Here is a 25,254-nt window from a genome sequence, read left to right as displayed (position 1 = left end):
CGGCGGCGGCGGTTGTTGGCCAGGTCTGGCGCTGCTGCTGCGGTCCTTATCTTCGGGGTGGCAGCCAGTGTGTTTTGGGCGCAGAACCGCGGGATTGAGGAAGAAGCCGGCCTGACAATGGTGGCGGACAGCACAGCTGCAGCACCGGCACCGGCACCGGCACGGGAAAATGCGCAAAACCGGGCCATGCTGCATCTGCGCCGCGCGCCAATGCTGCTGCATCTGAAGGAAGACGGGCAGGGGGGGAGGCAGCGGGCGCTGCCGGGTCCGCCAGGGCTGCGGCCTGAGCGCGCAGGCCCGCCCGGGCCGCAGCGGCTGACGGTCCTGCAGGATGATTTGTTCGCAATAGGGCAGCAGCTGACGGTGCACCTGCCGTCGGAGCGCGATGATTTTGCGCTGTTTCAAGCACATAGGCGCCGGGCGCTGCCTGTGTCGGAAGAACCGGGTGCAGACCGGCCGGGCGCTGTAACATTGGCCCAGCCAGACGATGCCACCAGCGCTGCCGTGGTTGTCGCGGCGGCGGCGCGCGCGCATTTGTTCAAGGAGACGGTGCTGCGGCTGTCATCTGCGCAGACGCTGGGCGGACTTCTGGAGGGCCGTGGTTTCACCCCGCAGGAGGCGGAGAAGATTGCTAGCGCGGCGCAGCGGCTGATGAAGGTGGAGGGCGCGCTGGCACCAGGCAGTTTGGTGGCGCTGCGCTGGCGGCCGAGGCCGCTGGGGCAAACGGGGCGGGAGTTGCTGCAATTGTCCCTTTACGGGCCGCAGCGCTACTTAGCCAGTATCGCGCAGACCGGTCCGGGGCGGTTCCAGCCTGCAGCAGATCCTTGGGCTGGGAAGAACTTGCTTCAGCTTTCAGGGAGTGAGCCCTCGCAGGCGGCACAGGGCCAGCAGCCGCGGCTGCTGGATGCGGTCTATTCCACGGCGCTGCGCAATGGGATGGCCACTGATTTGGCCGGCGAGCTGATCGTGATGCTGTCCAGGCGCTTTGACCTGGAGCGCCCCGTATCCAGTAAAGACCGGCTGACGCTGGTGTTTGCCGCCAATCCCGGCCAGGAAGGGCGCGGGGCCGGCCAGGTTCTGTTTGCCGGGGTCGACGGCCCATCGGGGCAGATGCGCTGCTATATAACGGCGGGTTCCGGACCGGATAGCGGTTTCGGCTGTTTCGACTTTTCCGGAGGGGGCGGCATTGGCGTGGCGGGATTGCGCGCCGGGCTTTCAATTCCAGTCACCGGAGTGAAGACAAGCGTCTTTGGTCCGCGGCAGCATCCGGTGCTGAAGGAGATGCGCCAGCACAACGGCATTGACTGGGCCGCACCCAGAGGCACACCGGTTTATGCGGCGAAGGCGGGCCGCGTCCGGCGGGCGGAAGACAGCGGCACCTATGGAAACCTGGTGGCCATCAGCCACAGCGGAGATGCCGAAACCCGCTATGCCCATTTGAACGGATTTGCGGAGGGGATCGCACCGGGCAGCGAAGTGGCGGCGGGTGATCTGATTGGTTATGTCGGCTCAACCGGGCGCTCCACCGGTCCGCATTTGCATTTTGAACTGTGGCAGGGCGGGCAGCCGGTGGATCCGGCGCAGGCCGGCGGTGCGGCAGTGGATGCGCTGGTCAGCCGGATCGTGCAGGTGGAAAGCGCCGGGCGGGCCGATGCCAAAAACCCGCTGTCCACCGCGACCGGGCTGGGTCAGTTCATCGAGGGCACCTGGCTGCGGATGATGCGCAGTTACCGTCCGGATCTGGCCCAGGGTCTGGCGCGGGCGGAGCTTTTGGCGCTGCGGCTGGATCCGGCGCTGAGCCGGGAAATGGTGCGCAACCTGGCACGGGAAAACGAGGATTACTTGCGGGCGCGGGGCCACCGGACCACCGCAGGGCAGCTGTATCTGGCGCATTTCCTGGGGGCGGAGGGCGCGCATCAGGCCCTGTCCAGTGACCCCTCCCTGGGTGTTGGGGATGTCTTGGGCGCGGCAGTGGTGGCCGCCAATCCGTTCCTGGAGGGCAAGCGGATTGCGGATCTGCTGGTCTGGGCTGACCGCAAGATGCAGGGGCGGGGCAGGGCGGTCCCGGTGCCCGCCGAAGTGCTGGCCTATAAGGCGCAGATCGATGCGGTGCTAAGCGAACTGTGAGGGGCCTCAGCCGCCGCAGGCCAGCGGGCGGGGCGCGGTGAATTCGCGCAGGCCGAACAGGCTGAGGTCTGGAGTAAACGCATAACCCGCCGCCGATGCGCTGTATTGAAACACTAGGAATCCTCCTGCGGGCAGCATCAGGAACAGCGCGGTGATGGCGGCAAGCACCCGCCCGTGCCAGCGTCCGGGCAGGGGAGCGAGCAGCAGGAACAGGGGCAGAACCGCCAGGCCCAGGAACCAGAAGGCGCTGTTGTCGATCACCGCTGCTGCTGCGCAGCTCTGCATGGCGGTGAGGGCCGCGGAGATATCCGACAGCCCCCAGCCCGCCGCCAGCAGGCCGAGCAGGGAAAAACCGCCCAGGACGGCAACTGCCGCGCTTCTGGTCATCAGTGCGGCAGCGCGTTGCGCAGGGCCTGATTGACCAGGTGCCGCTCCCAGGCGTTGATCTGGCGGGCCAGCTTGCGCAGAGGGTTTTCAAAGGAATCCACCGTGTCCTCAATCGCGCGCACCAGGGTTTCGGTCAGGCCGAACTTGCGGTCCACCCGGTCCAGCAGGATCGACATGCCGATGCCGACGGCAATGGCCGCGATGACCGGACCTGCAGCGATGGTGGTGAGGGTTCCCACGGCTAGACCCGCCAGATAGCCCGCGCCTGCCGCGATGGCGAATTTGCCGACATCCGAGGCCACAGTGCCGATCAGCTGGGTGAGGCGCGGATCATTGTCCGCAAGCACGTGCTCGACCACCCGCAGCGCGGTGAAGGCGACAATGGCGATACCGGTCATCTTGGCCGCGCCCTTGGCCAGGTCCTTGCCGCTGAGCACCAGTTTGGCGACCTTGGGATTGCTGGCGAGGTAGCGGGTGCCCTGCAGGGTGGCGCGCTGACCGGGATAGCCCTTGATGATGATGTAATCCTTGCCGTTCACATGTTTGATGTAGGCCCGGCCCGTCAGTCCGAGACGGCGCACGATGCTGACAGCGCCGGCGCTGTCGATGCCCGCGGTTGCGGCGCTGACCAGATCGACGCCGGTTGCCTGGGCCAGTTCATCGTTGATCTCGGCCACATAAAGCAGGGTTTCCTCAATTGTGATTTCACGGCTGTCGGTGGTGACGGTGCAGCGGCCGGTGGCCAGGGTTTCTGCCATGGATACTCTCTCAAAAAATGGGTTTGCGGTCTAAATTCAGGACAAGGTGTATTCAAAGCCGTCCGGGCCGGTTGTGACGCTGACGCGGGCGATTTCCTGGCCGGAGCTGAGCGCCTGCAGCAGTTTGCGGCTGAGGTCCGGCAGAATGGAATTGGTGATAATGTTGTCGATCATCCGCCCGCCGCTGTCCGGGTCGTTGCATTGGGCGGTGATGTGGTCGAGCACGTCCTGGCCGTAAACCAGATCTGTGCCATGGGCGCCTTTGAGCCGGTCTGCAACGGCGGCAAGTTTCAGGCGGGTGATGCCGCCCAGAACCTCGCGGCTGAGCGGAACATAGGGGATGGTGACGATCCGGCCCAGAAGGGCAGGGGGGAAGACCTCCAGCAGGCTGGGTTTCAAGGCCAAGTCCAGCTGTTCCGGGCCGGGCTGATCATCCGCGTTGCCTGCCATCTGCATGATGACATCGGTGCCGACATTCGAGGTCAGCAGGATCAGGGTGTTCTTGAAGTTGATCAGGCGGCCGTTGCCGTCCTCCATCACGCCCTTGTCGAAGACCTGAAAGAACAGCTCATGCACGTCGGGGTGGGCTTTCTCAACCTCGTCCAGCAGCACCACGGAATAGGGTTTGCGGCGCACTGCCTCGGTCAAACGCCCGCCCTCGCCATAGCCGACGTAGCCGGGAGGCGCGCCTTTCAGCAGGGAGACGGTGTGGGCCTCCTGAAATTCGCTCATGTTGATGGTGATGACGTTCTGTTCGCCGCCATAAAGCTGTTCGGCGAGCGCCAGAGCGGTTTCTGTCTTGCCGGTGCCGGAGGGGCCGCACAGCATGAAAACGCCGATCGGCTTGTTGGGATTGGCAAGGCCTGCGCGGCTGATCTCGATCCGCTTGGCGATGGTGCGCAGCCCGTGGTCCTGGCCGATCACCCGTTCGCGCAGGGTGTCGGAAAGGGTCAGCACCGCCTCCAGCTCATCCTGGACCATCCGGCCCGCGGGGATGCCGGTCCAGTCGGAGATCACAGCTGCAACTGCCTGCGCATCCACATGGGCATAGACCATGCGGTCATCGGGGCTGGTGGCGTCCAGTTCGCCCATACGGGTGTGCATCTCGCTGCGCAGCGCCTCGGGGGAGGCGTCTTCGCTGCTGTCAGGGTCTGCGGATTGCAGCGAAGCCCGCAGGGCGAGCACCTGATCCACTATCTCCTTCTCGCGCGTGTAGCTGGATTGGATATCTTCCAGGCTGGCTTTAAGTGCGGTGATTTCTGCGGTGATTTCCTCCTCGCGCTCGGGGTCAGGCTCGCCGAGGTCGCGGGCGGCGGTTTTGCCCTCCAGTTCAGCCTCCAATGCGCCGATGCGGGCCTTGGTGTCCATGATGCGGGCGGGGACGGCTGACTGGCTGATGGCAACGCGGGCGCAGGCGGTGTCCAGCAGCGAGACCGCCTTGTCCGGCAATTGCCGCGCCGGGATGTAGCGGTGCGACAGGGTGACGGCGCTGACGATGGCCTCGTCCGAGATCCGCACGTTGTGGTGCTTTTGCATCGGCTCCAGAATGCCGCGCAGCATGTCGCAGCAGACCTCGACCGAGGGTTCATCCACATTGACCGGCTGGAAGCGGCGGGTGAGGGCGGGGTCTTTTTCGATGTGCTGGCGGTATTCGCTCCAGGTGGTGGCGGCGATGGTGCGCAGGGTGCCGCGGGCCAGCGCCGGTTTCAGCAGGTTGGCGGCGTCGCCGGTGCCCGCCTGGCCGCCCGCGCCGATCAGCGTGTGGGCCTCATCGATGAACAGGATAATCGGTTCGGGGCTGGACTGGACCTCATCAATCACCGATTTCAGGCGCTGTTCAAACTCGCCCTTGATGGAGGCACCGGCCTGCATCGACTGGATATCCAGTTCATAAAGGCGGGTGCCCTGCAGTTTGGGCGGCACGTCGTTGGCGGCCAGAAGCTGGGCAAAGCCTTCGACCACGGCGGTTTTGCCGACGCCGGCCTCGCCGGTCAGGATCGGGTTGTTCTGGCGGCGGCGCAGCAGCACGTCGGTGAGCTGGCGGATTTCCTCGTCGCGGCCTTTGACCGGGTCCATCTGTGCTGCGGCGGCGGTCATGTCCTTGGCAAAGCGGTCCAGCGCGGTGCTGCCGCCCTTGGCAGGGCTGCCGCTGCCGGTGTCTTCGGCAGTGGAGATGTTGGCGCCGTCCATCGGGCGCATCGTTTCCTCTTCGCTGCCGGCCCAGAGCGTGCGGCTGTCCTGGCCGAGCTGTTCGGCGGAGATACCTTCGAACAGCGGCGAGTAGCGCAGCAGCTGGCGGCGCAGGGCGGGGTCGTTCAAAAGCGCAGTCAGCACGTGGCCGGTGCGGATTTGCGCCTCGCCGAAGAACAGGGTGGCATAGGTCCAGGCATGGTTCAGCGCGTCAGACAGGTGATCGCTGATGCCGGGGGTTTCAGTCACATTCTTGTCGAGCCGGTCCATGGCGGCCGACAGATCCTTGAGCATGCGGCCGCGATCAAGGCCCAGCTGGCGCAGGGTGACGGAAATGTCGGCGTTCTGGTTGGAGACGGAATGGAACAGCCAATGGCTGAGATCGACATAGCGGTTGCGGGCGCTGCGGGCCTGGCGCATGCCCTGAAGGAAGGCGTCATAGCCCGCCCGGTTCATCTTGCCGGCGTATTTTTCAATGGTGATTTCTGTCATCTGTGTCTGCCTTAAATACGGGCGGCTGCGGGTTATGCGGCCTGGCTTTCAAATGCGGTTTCTGACTGGGGCGCTGGGAACAGCGGGTAGCGGCTGACCTGCAGGTGGCCGTCCTGGCGCGGGATGCCGGCGGCGGCGGCTTCTTCTGCCGGGCCGACACAAGCCAGCCAGCCGACCTGGGTGGTTTCCCCCAGCACCGCGGTTCGGATGTCCGGCTCCGGCATCCAGAGCGCGGTTTCCACTTCGATCGACTGGCCAAGGTACCAGAAGACAATGCCGCGCAGGCTGGCGTGATCCGGGCCGCCGGGCAGGAAACGCTGGTAGGAGGTCATGCCGCTGACGGTCACGTGGATGCGGATCTTGGCGCTGAGCGATTGCACGTGGCCGCCGAGGAAGGCGTTTTCGCCCAGGGTGCAGCCCTGTTCGCCCAAGAGGCATAGCGCGTCCGGTTCCAGTTCAAGCCGGCTGGGTACGTGTTCCTCAATGCGGAAGGCGGCGCGGTCTGCAAAATGCAGTTCCAGCATCTGGCGCAGACGCACCGGGCTTTTGACCCGGCCCGCGGCCAGCGGTGCCAGCTGCAGTTTGGCCATGTCGCTGAGGCCCGCGGTTTCGCGCAGGGCCGGGGTGCCGCAGCCGAGCAGGGACAGGATGTAGGTCTGAAAGCGGTCGCCGCCGTGATGGTCGAACTGGGTGATCGCCTTGGCATCGGACCAGGCGCGGAAGAACAGCTCCTGAAACCGGGCGGTGAAGATATCGCAGAAGGCGACAAAGCTCTCGTCGCCGGCGGCGAACCAGGATTCCACTTCCTCGGTCCAGTTGAGGGGCAGCGCGCCGAAAGCGCCGAACAGTCCCATGAACTGGGCCCGCAGGCGCGGGGTGCTGCTGGTCAGATCCACCCGTGCCAGATCGCGCGCCGGGAAGGCCAGCGCCGGATCCTGCCCCAGATGCACAATGGCGTCGCGCAGGCGGCTGTTTTTGCCGATGCGGGGTTTCCCGCTGGCACCGGCGCGGCGTTCCAGCTCGCGCAGCAGGGCAAAGAGGCCGGCACCTGAGGCCGCCTGTTCCTGCTGTTCGCGCCGGGCGAGGGTTTCGGCGGCCTGCGAAATCGGCTGGATCTCGTTCATAGCAGCGCTCCGCTGCCGGAGCAGGGGGCAAAGCGGGCAATCTCGCCGCGCTGCTGGCTGACGATCACAGTCTGGGTGAAGCTGTTGACGGCAGTGTATTCCGCAAAAAACCGGTCCAGCACCGCCCCTAACGGCACAATTCCGGTGCTTTCGAACTCAGTCTCGTCAAAGGTGACGCGCACCTCGATGCCGCGGGCGGTGTAATAGCCGTCCGGGGCGGCGACAGTGCGGGTGACAGGGGTGCAGTCGAGCCGCCGGATGCCGCTGATCTGGGCTTCGCTGACGGTATCCGACAGGTCGGCAAACAGGGACAGCACCTCGCGCAGGGCCGCGGCTGAGCCGTCGCCTTCAGGGCTTTGCAGCCCGTGGGTGCCAAGAGACAGGTATGAGATCAGCCGCCAGTAGGTGTCGCCCGCCCCGGCCCGGTGGCTGGCCGCGGCTTCCCTGTCTGCGAGGCTATCGAGCGGGGGAGTGGGCCCGGCCAAGCAGGCAAGTGACACCGACAGGTCGTCATTCAGCTGGAAGGCATCGGTACTGCCTGCGATCGGCAGGTATTCGGTAAGATGCCGGTTGGAGCAGAGCAGTTTGACCTGCAGCCGGTTCAGGGTGTCGTGGCCTTCGGGCTGATAGAAGCTGAGAAAGGTCTCGGTGCCGCGGTAGCTGTTGCGCGGCGCACCGTTGCGCTGTTCGCTCAGCGTCTGGCGGCGGGGCTTGCGGCGGGTGGTGTAGTAAAGCGTCTGGCGCGGGTCCTTGCCTTCGGGCGGCAGGGCATAGAGCGGATGCACCTCAGTCTTGCCCTTGCGATCACTGTAATGGGCCCAGACCTGGCTGACGTGATGCACCTCGTAGTGGGTGACCGGGCTTGAATTCGGCACAACCGCATATTCATGTCGCTTGCGGTCGAGGTGCAGCTGGCTGGACATTTCTTCGAACAGATTGACCGCAGGGGCGGCGTTCACCGCCAGATGATGCGGCTCCATCGCGGTGGCGAGCCGCTGGCGGGCGCTGCTGAACTCAAAAATGATCTGCAGCTTGCTGCCGCGGACATGGGGCAGCACGTCCTGCAGGCCGCTGAGGCGCAGGCCCAGAAATTTCCGCGGGAAGACGAAAAACTCGCGCAGCCGGGCGAAGCCGTCGAACAGGCGTTTCTGATGCGCAAACAGCCGCTCGCCAGATTCGAACCCGATCTTGTGCAACTGGCTGGGGGACAGGCGGGCAAAGACCGGATCGCCCTGCGCATTGAGCCAGCGCAGCGAGACGCGGGTGCAGTTGCAGAAGACCTGTTCATAGAGTGCCGCCGCCTGATCCATCGGGGCGGTGAAATGCAGGGTCAGGCTGTCCATCGCCAGAGTGCGGAAGCTGCCGGCCCCGGTGTCTTCACCGCCAAGCCGGGTGAGTTCCGCAACCAGCCCGGCCTTGGTGCCGCTGGCGATCTCCTGGCCAAGCGCGCCAATAGGCCCGGCGCTGCCGTGATAGGCCGCCTGGGTGACAGCGACCGGCCAGACAGAGAGGGGCGCTGCCAGGGCGAACCGGCAGGAAACCCGCTGCTGGGCGTCAAGGAAGCGCGCGTCCATGTAGCTGCCAGGCTGGAAATGCAGGCCGTTTTCAATGCCGGGGCTGTCGGCAGGAACATGGGCCTGGGCCAGCATGACGCTGGGGGTCGGGGCGAGCGCATCGGGAAAGATCTGCTCCAGCAGCTCGCGGGTGAAGGTCTGGTATTCCTCGTCCATCCTGACCTGGATACGGGCAGACAGAAAGGCGCTGCCTTCCAGCAGGCCCGCCACCGCAGGATCGAGGTTTTCCTCCAACAGCCCGCCCAGCCGGTCGGCAAGGCCGGGGTATTCAGCAGCAAACTCGGCGGCGCGTTCCTTGAGCAGTCCGAGTTCCTGGTTGTAAGCGTCGCGCAAGGCCCGTTTCATGCAGTCATCCGCAGCTTGGAAAGAGTCATCTTGCCCGCGCCAAGATCAACCTCGGCATCGAAGTCGAGCGGCACGTCTACGGGATCTCCCATCAGTTCGGCTGACACCACCACTGCAAGGTGGTGCTTGCGGCCGTCACCGTCGCGGATCTGCACATCCAGGCTGGCGGGGATGAGCCGGGGTTCGAACCGCAGCAGCGACTGGCGCAGGGTTTCGACCACGGCGGGGGTGTTCAGCTCGCGCGCACCCAGGCTGCTGAGATCGCGGAACCCGTAGTTCACGATGGAGCCGGCCACATGCGGCACATCATCCAGCGGGACGGCGGATTCCAGGTGGGTTGTGTTCAAAAGCGCGGCCAGATCGGCCTCAAGGTGGGCGCGCAGCTCGTTTTCGGAAACGCCGAAGCGGCGCTGCTTGCGGGCCTTGGTCAGCTGCGCGGTGCCGTCACCGGCCTTGCCGCGGTTGCGGCGGGCATCATGTTCCAGATGTGCGGCGCGGAAGACCTGTAGCAGCGAGGTCTTGGCCTTTCTGCCGGTTTGCCAGGGGCGGCGGGCAGTGTCGGAATTTTCTGCGTCACCCCGCGGCATGGCTGCACCTGAAATCTGGAAGTCAAACTAGGAACCGGCGGCGGGAAGGGGAAGGACGCCGCCGGCTGAATGCCCGGGCAGAAATACGCCCGGGAACTCTGATTTTTGCAGGACCTGCCGGTCCGGGCTTACTTGGCCCACTCGCGGTTTTCCGCGATTTCCCAGCCTGCCTGGCTTTCCGGGCCTGCGGCGCCGGTTTGCTCCTGGAAGGTGTAGGTCACCTGGAAGCGGCGGAAGTTGAGGGTCAGGGTTTCCTGGACGCGGTCCAGGCCATCCTTGCTGCCGCCGGTCTGGTAGTTGCTGATCAGGACATCTTCGAAGTCGATCTTCAGATAGTCCACCGGCGCGGTGCCGCCGGATTTGCGCACCACCAGCTGACCGGATTTGATGTGCTCACCCGAGCAGCAGCGCTTGATCAGGTCGTGGGTCGCCTTGTCGACGTATTTGGTGACCTGAATGTCCTGGACGTCGACCTTGCCGCCGCCGCCGCCGCCGCCCATGTGGGTGGTGCCGGACTGGGACATCGACCAGCCCCAGGACTGGATGTCGATCCAGTCTTTGTGTTTGTCGTCCTGGCATTCGCCGACGATGCCGTTATCAAGTTTCAAAAAACAATCAATCGCCATGAATAACTCCTTGAGGCGTTAAATACCGCTTCCAAATACCGGAAACGAATTACTTCCCAGAGGGCAGTTTGGATACCAGGCTCATGCCGATATCCATGCCTTCCAGCTGGAAATGAGGTTTGAGGAAGAACTTGCCTTGGTAATAGCCTGGGTTCAGTTCGTCCTCGACAACTTCAACTTTGGCGCCAGCCAGCGGCTTCTTGGCCTTTTCCATCTCGCTGGCGCTTTCGGGGTTGCCGGCCACGTATTTGTTCACCCAGGCCTGCAGGTCGCGCTGCAGCTGGGAGACATCGGGGCTTTGGCCGATTTTGTCGCGCACCATCGCCTTGAGGTAATGGCTGAAGCGCGACACCGCGAAGATGTAGGGGATGCGCGCCGACATGTTGTCGGAGGCGGTGGCCTGGTCATCCACATAGGTTTTCGGGCGGTAGAGGCTTTGGGCGCCGATGAACACCGCCTTGTCGGTGTGCTGGCGGTGGATCAGCCCGATCAGGCCGGCCTTGCTCAGTTCGCCTTCGCGGCGGTCGGTGATCGACACCTCGGTCGGGCATTTCAGATCCTTGGCGCCATCGCCGGTGTCGAACACATGGGTCGGCAGATTGGCAACTTCGCCGCCGGAGGTGACGCCGCGGATGCGAACAGTCCAGCCGTGTTCCTTGAAAGCGCGGTTGATGTTCGCCGCCATTGCGTGGGCCGAGTTCATCCAGGCGTATTGGTTGCCTGCGTGGCCATCGGTTTCCTCTTCGAAGTTGAATTCCTCAACCACAGAGTTGGAATTCTGGCTGTAGGGCTCACGCGACAGGACGCGGGGCAGCGTCAGGGCGACAAAGCGCGAGTTCTCGCTGTCACGCAGGCTGTTCCACTGGGCGTATTCCGGGGTCTCGAAAATTTCCGACAGGTCCGGCGGCGCCGCGATTTCGTTCCATTCGTCCAGCCCCAGCAGATTAGGGGAGGCGCCGGAGATGAAAGGCGCCAGCGAGGCTTCGGAGATTTTGCCGATTGAGTTCAGCAGGTTCACATCGGGCGAGGAGTGGTCGAAGTGGTAGTCGCCGACCAGGCAGCCAAAGGGCTTGCCGCCAAGGGTGCCGAGATTCTGTTCGTAGACGATGTTGAACAGCGGGGATTTGTCCCACTTGGCGCCCGGAAAGCGCCGCATCATCGCCTGCAGCTCCTTCTTGGAGACGTTCAGCACTTTCACCCGCAGCGAGGCGTCGGTTTCGGCATTGTTCAACGTGTAAGCCAGGCCGCGCCAACTGGCTTCGAACTTCTGGAATTCCTCGTTGTGGAGGATCGCGTTCATCTGGTTGGACAGTTTCTTGTCCAGTTTGGCCAGCATCGCGTCGACCGTGTCGATCACGTCATCGGCTACAACCGACTGATCGTCGAGCGCTTCGCGCACCAGCGCGACCACGGCGTTGTCCACCTCGCGGGCGGCGATGTCGCTGCGCGGTTTGATGGTCTGTTTCAGGATGTCGGAAAATTCCGACAGCTCATCCAGTTCTGCAGGAGCCTCGCCTGCCAGTACCTGTGCTTCATTGTCCATGGTAATCACCCGTTCCCGTCTATCGCCCAAGCGGCGTTCAGGCGTCTTCGCCGGTTTCGTCTTGTGCTGCGCGCTCTGCCAGGGCTGCCATCAGCTCCGGATCGTCCAGCAGCTTTCTGAGGTGGTCCTGCGCCTTGGGCTTGGAGGCCATGTAACGCTGCAGGTTGGCCAGCTGTTCGCGGGCCTCCAGCAGTTTTTTAAGGGCAGGCACCTGGCGGGCGATCGCCGCGGGCTCCAGATCGGCCATGCTCTCAAACTTGAGATCGACGCCGATCTTTTCCTTGCCGTCGCCGCCGAGGCGGTTTTCAGCCATGAAGGTCATGCCGGGCTGGATCGAAGCCATGTAGTCATCCATGGAATCCTTGGTGACATCCGCAAAGGTGCGGTCTTCGGTGGCTTCTTTTTCAACGCCCGGATTGTTGCCCGACAGATCCGACATCACCCCCATGACAAAGGGCAGTTCAACCATCTGCTCGCTGTCGAACGGGTCTTCGTACTGGATCTGCACGCGCGGCGGGCGGTTGCGTTTGATAAAGCTGGAACCTGAATCTGAGGCCATGAATGATACTCCCGTTACGTGCGGTTCGAAAAGGCTGGCTGCGCTGCTGGTGGCTGGAAGGAGCGGGTAAAGGGCTGTCTTTTCGAATGGATAGAAATTCTATTTTGCTACTCTAGGCTGTGTTTGTCTGAGGTATAAGTTCCGCAATCAGAGATTGAAAGTCCTTATCCAGATAACTTTGGGCGCGCTGAAGCAGAACGGGCACCGGACTGGACCGTTCGTGCTGCAGAAAAAACTGTTCGACAGAGCGGATTGCCTGAGACGCCTGCGGGGCGGTTGAGATTTTGATTGCAGGGCCGGGATCCTGCGGCAGTTCCGGCACTGTGGCGGCGCCTTCGGGCAGGGAGTTGCTCAGTTCTTCAAGCCGGCCGGCGCCCAGCAAAAAGCCGCTCGGCGACCCGAAATCAACAACGGCGGTTTCCGCATGGGCAGGCAGCAATGCGCGCAACGCCTCTACCAAAGGCTTGCCAATCAAAAGGCGCGCCTGGGTGACCAGCAGCAGTGCCGCGGAGGATGGCTCCGCCTTGCGGTAATACACTTCGCAGGCCTCAAGAATGCGGCGTGCGTGAAGCTGGCTGACCACTGTGCTTTGCGGCGCCGTCTGCTCCACCGCAGTCAGCACCGGCGGCGACTGCAGAGCGGGTTTGGCCGAATCATCCGTTGCAGCCGCAGCCGGCGGAGCGGGTTCGGCCGCGGCTGCCTTGAGTTCCGGGCGTGCTTCGGCAAGTGTTTGCAGAATCTCGGAAACTACGGGCCGGATCTGGTCGAAGTTGGGCGAAAACGGCCTGTCAGAGTTGCTCTTGCAGGCAACTTCAATCTTGGACAACGCGTTGGAAATCCGCATGAAATCCTGATGGCAAGCGTTGACCTTAGCGCTATTGGCAGGAGAGGCGAGGGCGTCCTGAAGCGGCTTGAGCTCCAGGTCCGTTTCATGCTGCAGCGGGGTGCTGCTGCCAGCGGCGGCACGGATCTTGCGCAGTGTGACTTCGGTGGTGCCTGTCAGCCCCATGAACATCAGCGGCTGCACAATTGTGGCAGGCTGGTTCAGGTCATTGATCGCATCCCGGCGCTCCGCCCCGCCGTCGTCCAACGACGGGTGAGCCTCCGACGGATAGTGCTCCAGCAGTGCGGCGATGTCTTCGATAGTGTCCGCCAGCGCGCCGCGCCGCCCGGCCAACGCGTCCCACTGCGCCTGCAAAACCAGCAGCCGCAAATCTCGGCTGCGTGCAAGAAGGGCATCCAGCGCCTGCTTTTCCGCGCGGTGATCAACATCTTTCGGGTCGAAGATCCGGTCCGGGGAGCGGCTGCCGTCAGAGCGTTCGACGCCGGGCTGCATGTAGAAGCCGGGAAGGCGCCCGACCGCACCGAAATAGTATTCCTCATACTCGGGGTCAAAGCTGGCGTTCAGGTCCGGCCCGCAAGGCAACCTCTCGGACAGCGGTACGGCTATTGCGCTGCGGTGCATCAATTAATCCCGTCCAAAATAAACCTGAGGTTTTAGAATGCGTTAAATCTGCGCCGAACTTAATCAACTTTAACATGTCGTCAAGGGTGACAGTTCAGTCGAAATTCCCATTTTGCTGCGCTGCGTCCTGATAGGCTTGTGCAAAGGCTTTTAGAAAGACGTCAAGCATCCCGTGATCTGCCTCTGCTGCCTTCTCATCCCAGCGGGCCACATAGCTATCCCAAAGCTTGCCGCGCCGGCTTCCGCCAAGCAGCGCGGAGCTGCCGCCGGCTGATTCGATCTCCTCTGGAGACAGGCCGTGCAGTACCGCTGCAAGAGCGGGCTGGAGTGCAGCAAAGACCGCCTGCTGGTGGTTGCGCAGATCCGTCAGGGCAGCCGCCAGGCTTTCCGGGCCTTCCATAAAGCCCTCGCGCGGGTTCAGGAACATTGCATCCAGCGCCTCATTTGTGTCTGGGAGGAATTTTAGCGGATTGTTGCCCTGGGCATTGCGCATGGTGCGCTCGCCGCCCTTGGTGAACTGCTTGACGTTGGCCCGGTCCTGCAGCATCCGCATGATTTCCCCTGCCGAGCCGCGCAGTGCTTGCCCGATAGAGCGGGCCAGCTTTTCCGGGTCGGTGTTCTGCGCAAGCTCCGGGTCCAGACCGGCCCCGTCGCAGAAGGCGCGCAAAATGTCCGTGCCGGGCGCAGCAGCGGGCGCGGCTGCGGCGTGGGGGCCGGTTGGAACGGGTTGCGGTTCGGGGGCAGCCGCAATTGGCGGGGGCGCCACCGGCAAAGCTCCTGGCGATGGCATGGGGACTGGTGCGACCGGGGGGTAGCCGCCCGGCGTTTCTGCCGGCCGGTGATCCGCCAGGGGTGCGGGGCTTGCTGCCGGCGCTTGCGGGGCAAACTGGAGGAACTCATGCGCGGCGGTGTCAAAAGCCCTGGGACCGTCCGTGCGGTGCGGAAGCGGATTCACTGGCTCCTGCGCCAGCACGCCCAGATCCCATGGGTCGGCCTCTTCATTTGAGTGTGTGCGTGCGACGGGGGCGGCAGCGCCGGCCTCTACAGCGATCACATAATGACCAGCAACCAGCCGCTCGCCGCCGCGCAGCTGCAGCGGTCCTTGCAGCCGGTGATTCTGCCCCAGCAGAAACGTGCCGTTGGTTGAGACGTCAGTCAGCCAGTAGCTGCCGTCGCGGTAACTGATGTCGAAGTGATGCCCGGACACGTGTCGGGTCGCATCGGGCAACACCCAGTTCATTGAACTATTGCGGCCAACGCTGGCGTCGCGGCCGTCCAGCGCAAGCCAGACCGGCCCGCCATTTTCCAGCGAGTCGAAGTTTTCCAATCTCAATGTCAGCGTCATGGCCGTTGTTTGCATAGGTCGGTTCCAGGAGCGTATGTGCCGGGCTTTCGGCCCGGTCAGAAAGTGCGAAACAGCGGTGCGGCCAAGTCAATGTACCGCGCCAGCCGCACCGGCCGCTCCGAAAGGGCTGCTTTGCTCAGGCAGGAAAGAACTGCCGAATTTACCGCCCGCGGCGCACGGTGGTCCGGCACCGGAGCCGGGTCATTGGGAGCAATCGCGCCGCCGGACCAGGCAACCGCCAATCCCAGAAACACCGCCGGGCTGCGAACAGGGGCGTAGAGCGCCGTTCTGGCGGCTCGGAAACGGTTTTCGTCATCCGGGTAAGTCGTCCAGGTGGCGACCAGTTCCATCATGTGCCGGTCTTCCGCACTCAGGCTGGCAGCCGCTTGCCGCAAGCATTCGTACCCCCACCAGACCGACATCTTCGGCTGCGCGGCGAAGGCGGTGAAGGTCACCGCGTCCTCTGGCGTTGTCGAGGCGCGCAACCGCATCAGAAAGGTCAGCCCATCCTCTGCCTCAAGCGGGCGGTTCTGCGTCAGGCGGCTTAGCTGGGGCATGCCTTGATACAGCTCGCAAGGGCTGTCGAACCGCAACGCGGACATTGGCGGTTGAGTTTTTTCACTGTCGCCGCTGTCAGCGAACGGGGTCCCGGCAGGGAGCATTTGTTCATGCATGTTGAGGGTCAAATCGTTTGGTTATCCAAAATTCCGGCGCCAAGTCGGTGGTTGCGCGCTGATGAGGTGTGCCGAGGGGCAGGGAAACGGTTGTTGCAGCGGCGCGGGTCAGTGCGAATTCGCTGCTGCATTGCAGCCAGGCAAATTGAGCCCGGGCGGCCCGGCCCGGCGCCTGCCGTCCGGGTCAAATCCGGGCAAGGGCTGTGTGAGGGAACGCCCATAGATTGCATCCTTTTGACGTCCCGGCAGCAAGGAAAGCGCTCTCAAACGATGTCTATCCCGCGTTGCTATCTCCAAAATTCAGGCAAACACAATGTGTTGCGCATATTCTGCGGCAAGCTTAGCAACCGGGGCCGGTGTGTGAAAGGGTGAATATTTTGCAAATCTCCCCACCATGTCCAGTTGACTTATCATTCTTAAATTGCATTTTGCGCGCATTTGCTAAAGCTCTCCGCTTGCCATCTTAGATTGAAATTTTATCTTAAACCGGTAGTCAAAACATGCGCATTCTTCTGCTTGGTACCACTGCAATCTATACAGGAATGGTGGCTTTTCCTGCGGGCTCTCAATCCTGGACCAACGGCAGCGGAACCGCGCTTTGGGGTGAGGCAGGGAACTGGGACACCGCAACAGTGCCGGATTCCAGCGCAGCGGCGGCTGTAATTTCCGGCGGCAGCGGACCTCAAACCATTCTGCTGCAAAACAATGACGGCTCCACCACCAGCTACAGCGCCAATACGGTGGATATTCAAAACGATACCCAGCTGTCCGGGGGCACCTTGGTCCTGGATGGCGCGGATGCCGGTCTCTCCTACAGCGGCAGCTTTGCCGGAGATGTGCTGGCTGGCGATTTGGTGCTGCAACTGGATGAAAGCGCGGAACTGGCACTGGACGCGGATTTCTCCGCAGCAGCCGGCGTAACCAGCACAGGCACCGCAACCCTGTCTGTCAACGCAGCAAGCGGCACAGAGGCCGAATTCTCCGGCACCATAGAGGACGGCAGCGGCCTGTTGTCCCTGGAACTAACCGGGGAAGGGAATGTTGGCCTTTCAGGCAGCAATACCTACACCGGCACCACAGAGGTTCAGTCCGGCAGCCTGGAAGTGACCGGCAGCCTCGCTTCTGAAACTGTGAACGTGGCGTCCGGCGCAAGCCTCTCCGCAGATGGCGGCGCGCTGGCGGCAGGCACTGATCTCAGCAACGAGGGCGCTGTTGCGATCAGCGGCGATGAGAGCATCGCCAGTTTGAACGGGGCAGGCACAGTGGCACTCAGCCCCGGCAGCTTGACGCTGACCGGCGGATCCTCAGCGGTGGATGGCGAAATCTCTGGCACCGGCGGGCTGACTGTCGCAGGCGGCGACGTGGCGTTGGCGGCACAGAACACCTACACAGGCGCAACCAGCGTGCAGTCCGGCAGCCTGGCGGTGACCGGAAGCCTGGCATCGCAATCTGTATCGGTCGCACCGGATGCGTTGCTGACCTTTGACAGTGCAACCGTTTCCAATGTGGGCGGATTGACCAATGCGTCCGAAAACGGAGGCTTGGTTGTGGAAGCCGGATCGGCGGTCACGGTATCCAGTGCTTCCGGCGGAACGGGCGCGTTGAGCAACAGCGGTTTGGTTTCTGTCGGGGCCGGCGGGTCGCTGGAGGCGGAGACGGTCAGCAACGAGGACGGGGCGGTTCTGGCCCTGGGGGCGGGGGCGTCGCTCAGCGGCACCGGCAACACGCTGACCAACAGCGGCAGCATCACGGTGGGCGACGGGGGCACGGTGGAAGACGCCGGCGCGATCATCAATACCGCCACCGGCAGCATCACCTTCACCGGCTCCGGGGTGCTGAACGCCGGCAGCGGCAACAGCGGCGCGGGGCTGACCAACGCAGGTGCGATCTCGACCCAGGACGGCGGCAGCGACACGCTGACGCTGGGCGGCGGCAGCGGCGACAGCTTCGCCAATACCGCGGGCGGCAGTCTCAGCATCGGCGCGGGCGACCGGGTGGAGGGCAGCGGCACGGTGCTGACCAACAGCGGCACGGCGGGGGCGGCCGCCACCATCACGGTGGGGGACGGCGCAACCCTGTCGGTGGCGCAGCTCAGCAACGGCGCGCACGGGGAAATCACCAACGCAGGCACCATCAGCACCAGCCACGGCACCCTCAGCAATGCGGCGGACGCGGTGCTGGAGAACACCGCCAGCGGCACGGTTTCCGATAATGTGGAGACCTCGGGCAGTTTCACCAATGCAGGTTTGGTGAGCGGCACAACCTCGGTGCTGGCGGGGACGGCCAGCAGCTCCGGCACCCTCAGCGGCGCTGTGACGGTTGCGGCGGGGGCGGAGCTGACCACCAGCGGCATTGCCGGGACGGTGGACAACGGCGGCACGGTCAATGTCACCGGCGGCAGCGTCGCCGGTCTGACCAACAGCGGCGATGCCACGGTGAGCGGCGGCACGGTTGCGGATCTTGAGAACAGCGCCGGCGGCGATCTGACGATTGCCAGCGGCGGCGAGGTGACGGCGCTGAGCAGCGCAGGCACCGCCACGAACGCAGGCACCGTGGGCACCCTGGACCAGACCGGCGGCAGCTTTACCAACAGCGGCACCCTCAGCGGGGCTGCGACGGTGGCGGCTGGCGCGGAGCTGACCACCAGCGGCATTGCCGGGACGGTGGACAACGGCGGCACGGTCAATGTCACCGGCGGCAGCGTCGCCGGTCTGACCAACAGCGGCAATGCCACGGTGAGCGGCGGCACGGTTGCGGACCTGGAAAACAGCGCCACCGGCGATCTGACGATTGCCAGCGGCGGCGAGGTGACGGCGCTCAGCAACGCAGGCACCGCCACGAACGCGGGCACCGTGGGCACGCTCGACCAGACCGGCGGCAGCTTTACCAACAGCGGCACCCTCAGCGGCGCGGCGGCGATCTCGGGCGGCATCGTGACCAACAGCGGTTCGATGGACGGGGCTGTGACCCTGTCGGGCGGCAGGCTGGTTGCCGAAGGCGGCAGCTTTGGCGGCGATGTCACGGTGGAAGGCGGCAACAGCGCCATCTTTGAAATCGCTGCGGACACCGAGGTAGACGGGAATGTCGTGAACAACGGCACAATCGCCTCCAGCGGCAGCGATACAGTGACCTTGAGTGTTGCGGACAGCCACAGCTTTACCAATACCGGCACCCTGGATGGCAGCGCTGCGGATCTGCATATCTCTGCAGATGACATCGTTCTGAGCAGCAGTTCCGTGGTGACGGACGGCGTGACGCTGACCGGCAATGTGACCAACCATGGCGATCTCTCCCTCAATACCGATCTGAGCGGCGATTTGCGTGCGGAGAGCGGATCCACGGCACAGATCTCCGGCGATGTGGACGCTGGAGGCCATGCTGTATCGGTGAATGGCGGCAGCCTTGAGGTGGCAGGCGGTGCGGCGCTGGAAAACGTCGGCGCGTTGAGCAACAGCGGTTTGGTTTCTGTCGGGGCCGGCGGGTCGCTGGAGGCGGAGACGGTCAGCAACGAGGACGGGGCGGTTCTGGCCCTGGGGGCGGGGGCGTCGCTCAGCGGCACCGGCAACACGCTGACCAACAGCGGCAGCATCACGGTGGGCGACGGGGGCACGGTGGAAGACGCCGGCGCGATCATCAATACCGCCACCGGCAGCATCACCTTCACCGGCTCCGGGGTGCTGAACGCCGGCAGCGGCAACAGCGGCGCGGGGCTGACCAACGCAGGTGCGATCTCGACCCAGGACGGCGGCAGCGACACGCTGACGCTGGGCGGCGGCAGCGGCGACAGCTTCGCCAATACCGCGGGCGGCAGTCTCAGCATCGGCGCGGGCGACCGGGTGGAGGGCAGCGGCACGGTGCTGACCAACAGCGGCACGGCGGGGGCGGCCGCCACCATCACGGTGGGGGACGGCGCAACCCTGTCGGTGGCGCAGCTCAGCAACGGCGCGCACGGGGAAATCACCAACGCAGGCACCATCAGCACCAGCCACGGCACCCTCAGCAATGCGGCGGACGCGGTGCTGGAGAACACCGCCAGCGGCACGGTTTCCGATAATGTGGAGACCTCGGGCAGTTTCACCAATGCAGGTTTGGTGAGCGGCACAACCTCGGTGCTGGCGGGGACGGCCAGCAGCTCCGGCACCCTCAGCGGCGCTGTGACGGTTGCGGCGGGGGCGGAGCTGACCACCAGCGGCATTGCCGGGACGGTGGACAACGGCGGCACGGTCAATGTCACCGGCGGCAGCGTCGCCGGTCTGACCAACAGCGGCGATGCCACGGTGAGCGGCGGCACGGTTGCGGACCTGGAAAACAGTGCCAGCGGCGATCTGACGATTGCCAGCGGCGGCGAGGTGACGGCGCTCAGCAGCGCAGGCACCGCCACGAACGCAGGCACCGTGGGCACCCTGGACCAGACCGGCGGCAGCTTTACCAACAGCGGCACCCTCAGCGGGGCTGCGACGGTGGCGGCTGGCGCGGAGCTGACCACCAGCGGCATTGCCGGGACGGTGGACAACGGCGGCACGGTCAATGTCACCGGCGGCAGCGTCGCCGGTCTGACCAACAGCGGCAATGCCACGGTGAGCGGCGGCACGGTTGCGGACCTGGAAAACAGCGCCACCGGCGATCTGACGATTGCCAGCGGCGGCGAGGTGACGGCGCTCAGCAACGCAGGCACCGCCACGAACGCGGGCACCGTGGGCACGCTCGACCAGACCGGCGGCAGCTTTACCAACAGCGGCACCCTCAGCGGCGCGGCGGCGATCTCGGGCGGCATCGTGACCAACAGCGGTTCGATGGACGGGGCTGTGACCCTGTCGGGCGGCAGGCTGGTTGCCGAAGGCGGCAGCTTTGGCGGCGATGTCACGGTGGAAGGCGGCAACAGCGCCATCTTTGAAATCGCTGCGGACACCGAGGTAGACGGGAATGTCGTGAACAACGGCACAATCGCCTCCAGCGGCAGCGATACAGTGACCTTGAGTGTTGCGGACAGCCACAGCTTTACCAATACCGGCACCCTGGATGGCAGCGCTGCGGATCTGCATATCTCTGCAGATGACATCGTTCTGAGCAGCAGTTCCGTGGTGACGGACGGCGTGACGCTGACCGGCAATGTGACCAACCATGGCGATCTCTCCCTCAATACCGATCTGAGCGGCGATTTGCGTGCGGAGAGCGGATCCACGGCACAGATCTCCGGCGATGTGGACGCTGGAGGCCATGCTGTATCGGTGAATGGCGGCAGCCTTGAGGTGGCAGGCGGTGCGGCGCTGGAAAACGTCGGCGCGTTGAGCAACAGCGGTTTGGTTTCTGTCGGGGCCGGCGGGTCGCTGGAGGCGGAGACGGTCAGCAACGAGGACGGGGCGGTTCTGGCCCTGGGGGCGGGGGCGTCGCTCAGCGGCACCGGCAACACGCTGACCAACAGCGGCAGCATCACGGTGGGCGACGGGGGCACGGTGGAAGACGCCGGCGCGATCATCAATACCGCCACCGGCAGCATCACCTTCACCGGCTCCGGGGTGCTGAACGCCGGCAGCGGCAACAGCGGCGCGGGGCTGACCAACGCAGGTGCGATCTCGACCCAGGACGGCGGCAGCGACACGCTGACGCTGGGCGGCGGCAGCGGCGACAGCTTCGCCAATACCGCGGGCGGCAGTCTCAGCATCGGCGCGGGCGACCGGGTGGAGGGCAGCGGCACGGTGCTGACCAACAGCGGCACGGCGGGGGCGGCCGCCACCATCACGGTGGGGGACGGCGCAACCCTGTCGGTGGCGCAGCTCAGCAACGGCGCGCACGGGGAAATCACCAACGCAGGCACCATCAGCACCAGCCACGGCACCCTCAGCAATGCGGCGGACGGGGTGCTGGAGAACACCGCCAGCGGCACGGTTTCCGATAATGTGGAGACCTCGGGCAGCTTCACCAATGCAGGTTTGGTGAGCGGCACAACCTCGGTGCTGGCGGGGACGGCCAGCAGCTCCGGCACCCTCAGCGGCGCTGTGACGGTTGCGGCGGGGGCGGAGCTGACCACCAGCGGCATTGCCGGCACGGTGGACAACGGCGGCACGGTCAATGTCACCGGCGGCAGCGTCGCCGGTCTGACCAACAGCGGCGATGCCACGGTGAGCGGCGGCACGGTTGCGGACCTGGAAAACAGCGCCAGCGGCGATCTGACGATTGCCAGCGGCGGCGAGGTGACGGCGCTCAGCAGCGCAGGCACCGCCACGAACGCAGGCACCGTGGGCACCCTGGACCAGACCGGCGGCAGCTTTACCAACAGCGGCACCCTCAGCGGGGCTGCGACGGTGGCGGCTGGCGCGGAGCTGACCACCAGCGGCATTGCCGGGACGGTGGACAACGGCGGCACGGTCAATGTCACCGGCGGCAGCGTCGCCGGTCTGACCAACAGCGGCAATGCCACGGTGAGCGGCGGCACGGTTGCGGACCTGGAAAACAGCGCCACCGGCGATCTGACGATTGCCAGCGGCGGCGAGGTGACGGCGCTCAGCAACGCAGGCACCGCCACGAACGCGGGCACCGTCGGCACGCTCGACCAGACCGGCGGCAGCTTCACCAACAGCGGCGCGGTCAGCGGCGCGGTGTCCTTGTCCAACAGCTCGATGGATAACAGCGGGACGCTTTCAGGCCAGGTCAATGTGTCGGCAAGTGCTGTGTTCACAACCAGCGGGACAGCTGGTGTGGTTCAGAACAACGGCTCCGTGGCAGTGACAGGCGGGACTGCTGCAGAAATCAGCAATGCCGGCAGCAGCAGCCTCACGGTGGCAAGCGGGGCTGCCGTGACGGAGGTTAACAACTCGGGAACCAGCACTGTAAGTAATGCAGGCACTATTGGCACGCTGGTTCACTCTGGGGGAGGCATTACGAATAGCGGCACGGTTGATACGCTGACTCAGTCTGGCGGGAGCATCAGCAACAGCGGCACGGTAACCGGTACAGTCATCGCAACAGGCGGAACTCTGGACAACTCGGGCACCATCAGCGGCCCGCTCACGTCGTCGGGAGGCACTCTGACCAATACAGGCGTCATGTCCGGCAATGTGCTGATCGGCGGGGCCGCGTCGCTGACCACCAGCGGCACCGCAGGGCAGGTTCAAAACTCAGGTATTGTGGAGGTCACCGGCGGGACGGTTTCAAACCTGAACAACACCAATACGGCTTCGGTCACCGGCGGGACGGTTGACGCCCTGGTGAATTCCGCCTTTGGCACACTGACCGTCACCGGCGGCGGCACGGTGACAGCGCTGAACAACAGAGGGACTGCGTCGAACGCAGGCACGGTTGGCACGCTGGAGCAGAATGGCGGCAGCTTTATCAACAGCGGCGCAGTCAGCGGCGCGGCGGTCATCTCCGGCGGTGCCGTGACCAACAGCGGTTCGATGGACGGGGCTGTGACACTGTCGGGCGGAACGCTGGACAGCTCCGGCACGCTGGACGGTGATGTGACGGTGGCGGCGGGGGCGGAGCTGACCACCAGCGGCAGCGCCGGGATTGTGGACAATGGCGGCACGGTGAGCATCACTGGCGGCAATGTCGCGAGCTTGACCAACAGCGGCACCGCCTCGGTCACGGGCGGCACGGCGGCGGCCTTGCAGAATAGCACCAGCGGCGGTCTGACTATCGCCAGCGGCGGTACGGTGACTGCGCTGAGCAATGCAGGCACTGCGTCGAATGCGGGTTCCGTTGGATCGTTTAGTCAGACCGGTGGCAGCTTCACCAACAATGGCACGGTCAGCGGCGCGGCGGTCATCTCCGGCGGTGCCGTGACCAACAGCGGTTCGATGGACGGGGCTGTGACACTGTCGGGCGGCACGCTGGACAGCTCCGGTACGCTGGACGGCGATGTGACGGTTGCATCGGGCGCGGAGCTGACCACCAGCGGCAGCGCCGGGATGGTGGACAATGGCGGCACGGTGAGCATCACCGGCGGCAATGTCGCGAGCTTGACCAACAGCGGCACCGCCTCGGTCACGGGCGGTACGGCGGCGGCCTTGCAGAATAGCACCAGCGGCGGTCTGACTATCGCCAGCGGCGGTACGGTGACTGCGCTGAGCAACGCAGGCACCGCGTCGAATGCGGGTACTGTAGGATCTCTGAGCCAGACCGGCGGCAGCTTCACCAACAGCGGGACAGTTACCGGGGCGGCGGCGATCTCGGGCGGCACCGTGGCCAACAGCGGTTCGGTGGACGGGGCTGTGGCCCTGTCGGGCGGCATGCTGAGCAACAGCGGCAGCCTGAACGGCGGCGTCTCCAATTCCGGTACCTTTGTGACCACAGGGGTGATCGCCGGAGATATGGTCAACAGCGGCAGCGGAACTGCAGATTTGTCTGGCACGCTGGACGGCAGCCTGACCATTCAGGACAGTTCAGCGGTCACCGTCTCAGGCGATCTGACTGGAATGGACAGCATCTCCAATTCCGGCAGCGGCAGGCTGGCCTTAACTGGCGGGACCACCACATTGGATGCTGGTGGAACGGTGGTTAATGACGGCTGGGTAGAGATGACCGGTGCCACGCTTGTTGGATCAGGGGGCACAACATTTGAGAACTCAGCAGCCGGCAGTCTGACGGTCGGCGGCAGCGCACGGCTTGAAATGCGGGTGGAGAATGCCGGCATTGCCGAAATCTCCGCAGGCGGCGATGTGATCGGAGACGTGGTCAACAATTCCGGCGCAACGCTGGATTTGGACGGGACTGTAACCGGTGACGTCACTAATCACGGTACAACAACGCTGGCCGGCGATGTTTCGGGTTTCTTCAGCAACAGCGGAACCCTGACCGTCGATGGGACGTCGGACGTGACCGGAGCGTTGTCCAGCACCGGAAGAATGTTCGTCGAGGGCAGCTTGTCCTTCAGTACGCTGGAAGTGAGCGGCGGCAGCCGCGCAAGGGCTGCGGGCATCGATCTGCGCGACGCTGCGCTGCAGGTATCAGGCAGTGGTGTACTGTCATCGGGCACACTGACCAACGAGTCGTCTCTTGGCCTGTCCGATGGCGCCACGGTTCACGCAGCTGTGGTGAACCGCGGGACGATCATTGCTGATGGGACAGTCACCGGAGCGGGCCGGCTGACGCATCAGACAGGCGCGGTAATCGACCTGGCTGACGGGGCAGGCGATGACGTTTTCAGAGTCTCAGGAGATGCGGTGCTTAACGGCACGTTTGAAATGGATGCAGTTTTCAATGACGGCGCAATTCAAAGCGATGTCATTGAAGTTGCCGGCAACGTGTCCGGCCGGGCCACCTTTAACTTCAGTAATACAGAGGATCTGACCAGCCGTCTGCCGGGCAGCATTGATGTTCTTAGTTATGGCAGTGGCGGGCTGGAGGGCGTCACCGTAAAAGGCCTGCCCAATACCGGGGCGGCGGTTTATGCTCTCGTCGACAACAATAGCGCCGGAGCCTACCAGCTTCAAAGCGCGGCGAACCCTGCGATCGGAGGG

General features: G+C 64.5%; 14 protein-coding genes. 2 read left to right on the top strand and 12 right to left on the bottom strand.

The genetic code is table 11. The annotated features are described in order from the left end of the window. Positions 1–186: 186 nt before the first annotated feature. A complete protein-coding gene (locus AC5STB_RS21920; RefSeq protein ID WP_495444985.1) occupies positions 187–2,127 on the top strand; it encodes a peptidoglycan DD-metalloendopeptidase family protein in 1,941 nt (646 codons plus the stop codon). Between the two features lie 6 nt (positions 2,128–2,133). On the opposite strand, the gene AC5STB_RS21915 is transcribed toward AC5STB_RS21920, so the two are convergent. The 12 genes from AC5STB_RS21915 to AC5STB_RS21860 form a co-directional block, all read right to left on the bottom strand. Next, positions 2,134–2,514: a hypothetical protein gene (locus tag AC5STB_RS21915; protein ID WP_495444984.1), complete on the bottom strand. Its 381-nt coding sequence runs from the start codon at positions 2,512–2,514 to the stop codon at positions 2,134–2,136. Continuing rightward, positions 2,514–3,272 (bottom strand): hypothetical protein, encoded by a 759-nt coding sequence (locus tag AC5STB_RS21910; protein WP_495444983.1) that lies wholly within the window; start codon positions 3,270–3,272, stop codon positions 2,514–2,516. The genes AC5STB_RS21915 and AC5STB_RS21910 overlap by 1 nt, the downstream gene beginning before the upstream one ends. Before the next feature lie 36 nt (positions 3,273–3,308). Beyond that, entirely contained in the window at positions 3,309–5,954 is a 2,646-nt protein-coding gene (gene tssH / locus AC5STB_RS21905; protein WP_495444982.1) for a type VI secretion system ATPase TssH, read from the bottom strand. A 32-nt stretch (positions 5,955–5,986) separates the two neighbouring features. Beyond that, complete coding sequence (tssG, locus tag AC5STB_RS21900; RefSeq protein WP_495444981.1) at positions 5,987–7,078, bottom strand: type VI secretion system baseplate subunit TssG; 1,092 nt, start codon at positions 7,076–7,078, stop codon at positions 5,987–5,989. Beyond that, positions 7,075–8,997 carry a type VI secretion system baseplate subunit TssF gene (gene tssF, locus AC5STB_RS21895; protein ID WP_495444980.1) on the bottom strand — a complete coding sequence of 641 codons (1,923 nt, stop codon included), beginning with the start codon at positions 8,995–8,997 and terminating at the stop codon, positions 7,075–7,077. Before tssF ends, tssG begins: the two co-directional genes overlap by 4 nt. After that, positions 8,994–9,584, bottom strand: a complete 591-nt coding sequence (tssE, locus tag AC5STB_RS21890; protein ID WP_495444979.1) for a type VI secretion system baseplate subunit TssE — start codon at positions 9,582–9,584, stop codon at positions 8,994–8,996. Before tssE ends, tssF begins: the two co-directional genes overlap by 4 nt. A 128-nt stretch (positions 9,585–9,712) precedes the next feature. Beyond that, positions 9,713–10,210: an Hcp family type VI secretion system effector gene (locus AC5STB_RS21885; RefSeq protein WP_495444978.1), complete on the bottom strand. Its 498-nt coding sequence runs from the start codon at positions 10,208–10,210 to the stop codon at positions 9,713–9,715. A 49-nt stretch (positions 10,211–10,259) separates the two neighbouring features. After that, positions 10,260–11,753 (bottom strand): type VI secretion system contractile sheath large subunit, encoded by a 1,494-nt coding sequence (tssC, locus tag AC5STB_RS21880; RefSeq protein WP_495444977.1) that lies wholly within the window; start codon positions 11,751–11,753, stop codon positions 10,260–10,262. 37 nt (positions 11,754–11,790) lie between these two features. Further along, a complete protein-coding gene (gene tssB, locus AC5STB_RS21875) occupies positions 11,791–12,312 on the bottom strand; it encodes a type VI secretion system contractile sheath small subunit (RefSeq protein WP_495444976.1) in 522 nt (173 codons plus the stop codon). 112 nt (positions 12,313–12,424) lie between these two features. Further along, positions 12,425–13,777 carry a type VI secretion system protein TssA gene (locus AC5STB_RS21870; RefSeq protein WP_495444975.1) on the bottom strand — a complete coding sequence of 451 codons (1,353 nt, stop codon included), beginning with the start codon at positions 13,775–13,777 and terminating at the stop codon, positions 12,425–12,427. A 94-nt stretch (positions 13,778–13,871) separates the two neighbouring features. Then, a complete protein-coding gene (tagH, locus tag AC5STB_RS21865; RefSeq protein WP_495444974.1) occupies positions 13,872–15,122 on the bottom strand; it encodes a type VI secretion system-associated FHA domain protein TagH in 1,251 nt (416 codons plus the stop codon). Positions 15,123–15,178: 56 nt separating this feature from the next. Continuing rightward, entirely contained in the window at positions 15,179–15,724 is a 546-nt protein-coding gene (locus tag AC5STB_RS21860) for a DUF6931 family protein (RefSeq protein ID WP_495444973.1), read from the bottom strand. Positions 15,725–16,296: 572 nt separating this feature from the next. Between AC5STB_RS21860 and AC5STB_RS21855 the strand changes: the two genes are divergently transcribed. Further along, positions 16,297–25,254, top strand: an 8,958-nt coding sequence (locus tag AC5STB_RS21855; RefSeq protein WP_495444972.1) for a hypothetical protein, incomplete at its 3' end; no start/stop codon positions are given.

The organism is Leisingera sp. CC-HEC093 (genome assembly GCF_059429195.1).
This window is presented reverse-complemented; position numbering and strand designations above follow the sequence as displayed.

What these genes read in the sequence shown, in the direction of transcription:
- tagH (WP_495444974.1), bottom strand. Translation starts at nt 15,122, where the DNA reads ATGACGCTGACATTGAGATTGGAAAACTTCGACTCGCTGGAAAATGGC.
- AC5STB_RS21915 (WP_495444984.1), bottom strand. Translation starts at nt 2,514, where the DNA reads ATGACCAGAAGCGCGGCAGTTGCCGTCCTGGGCGGTTTTTCCCTGCTC.
- tssB (WP_495444976.1), bottom strand. Translation starts at nt 12,312, where the DNA reads ATGGCCTCAGATTCAGGTTCCAGCTTTATCAAACGCAACCGCCCGCCG.
- AC5STB_RS21920 (WP_495444985.1), top strand. Translation starts at nt 187, where the DNA reads ATGCTGCATCTGCGCCGCGCGCCAATGCTGCTGCATCTGAAGGAAGAC.
- AC5STB_RS21885 (WP_495444978.1), bottom strand. Translation starts at nt 10,210, where the DNA reads ATGGCGATTGATTGTTTTTTGAAACTTGATAACGGCATCGTCGGCGAA.
- AC5STB_RS21910 (WP_495444983.1), bottom strand. Translation starts at nt 3,272, where the DNA reads ATGGCAGAAACCCTGGCCACCGGCCGCTGCACCGTCACCACCGACAGC.
- tssH (WP_495444982.1), bottom strand. Translation starts at nt 5,954, where the DNA reads ATGACAGAAATCACCATTGAAAAATACGCCGGCAAGATGAACCGGGCG.
- tssG (WP_495444981.1), bottom strand. Translation starts at nt 7,078, where the DNA reads ATGAACGAGATCCAGCCGATTTCGCAGGCCGCCGAAACCCTCGCCCGG.
- tssF (WP_495444980.1), bottom strand. Translation starts at nt 8,997, where the DNA reads ATGAAACGGGCCTTGCGCGACGCTTACAACCAGGAACTCGGACTGCTC.
- AC5STB_RS21860 (WP_495444973.1), bottom strand. Translation starts at nt 15,724, where the DNA reads ATGTCCGCGTTGCGGTTCGACAGCCCTTGCGAGCTGTATCAAGGCATG.
- tssC (WP_495444977.1), bottom strand. Translation starts at nt 11,753, where the DNA reads ATGGACAATGAAGCACAGGTACTGGCAGGCGAGGCTCCTGCAGAACTG.
- AC5STB_RS21870 (WP_495444975.1), bottom strand. Translation starts at nt 13,777, where the DNA reads ATGCACCGCAGCGCAATAGCCGTACCGCTGTCCGAGAGGTTGCCTTGC.
- tssE (WP_495444979.1), bottom strand. Translation starts at nt 9,584, where the DNA reads ATGCCGCGGGGTGACGCAGAAAATTCCGACACTGCCCGCCGCCCCTGG.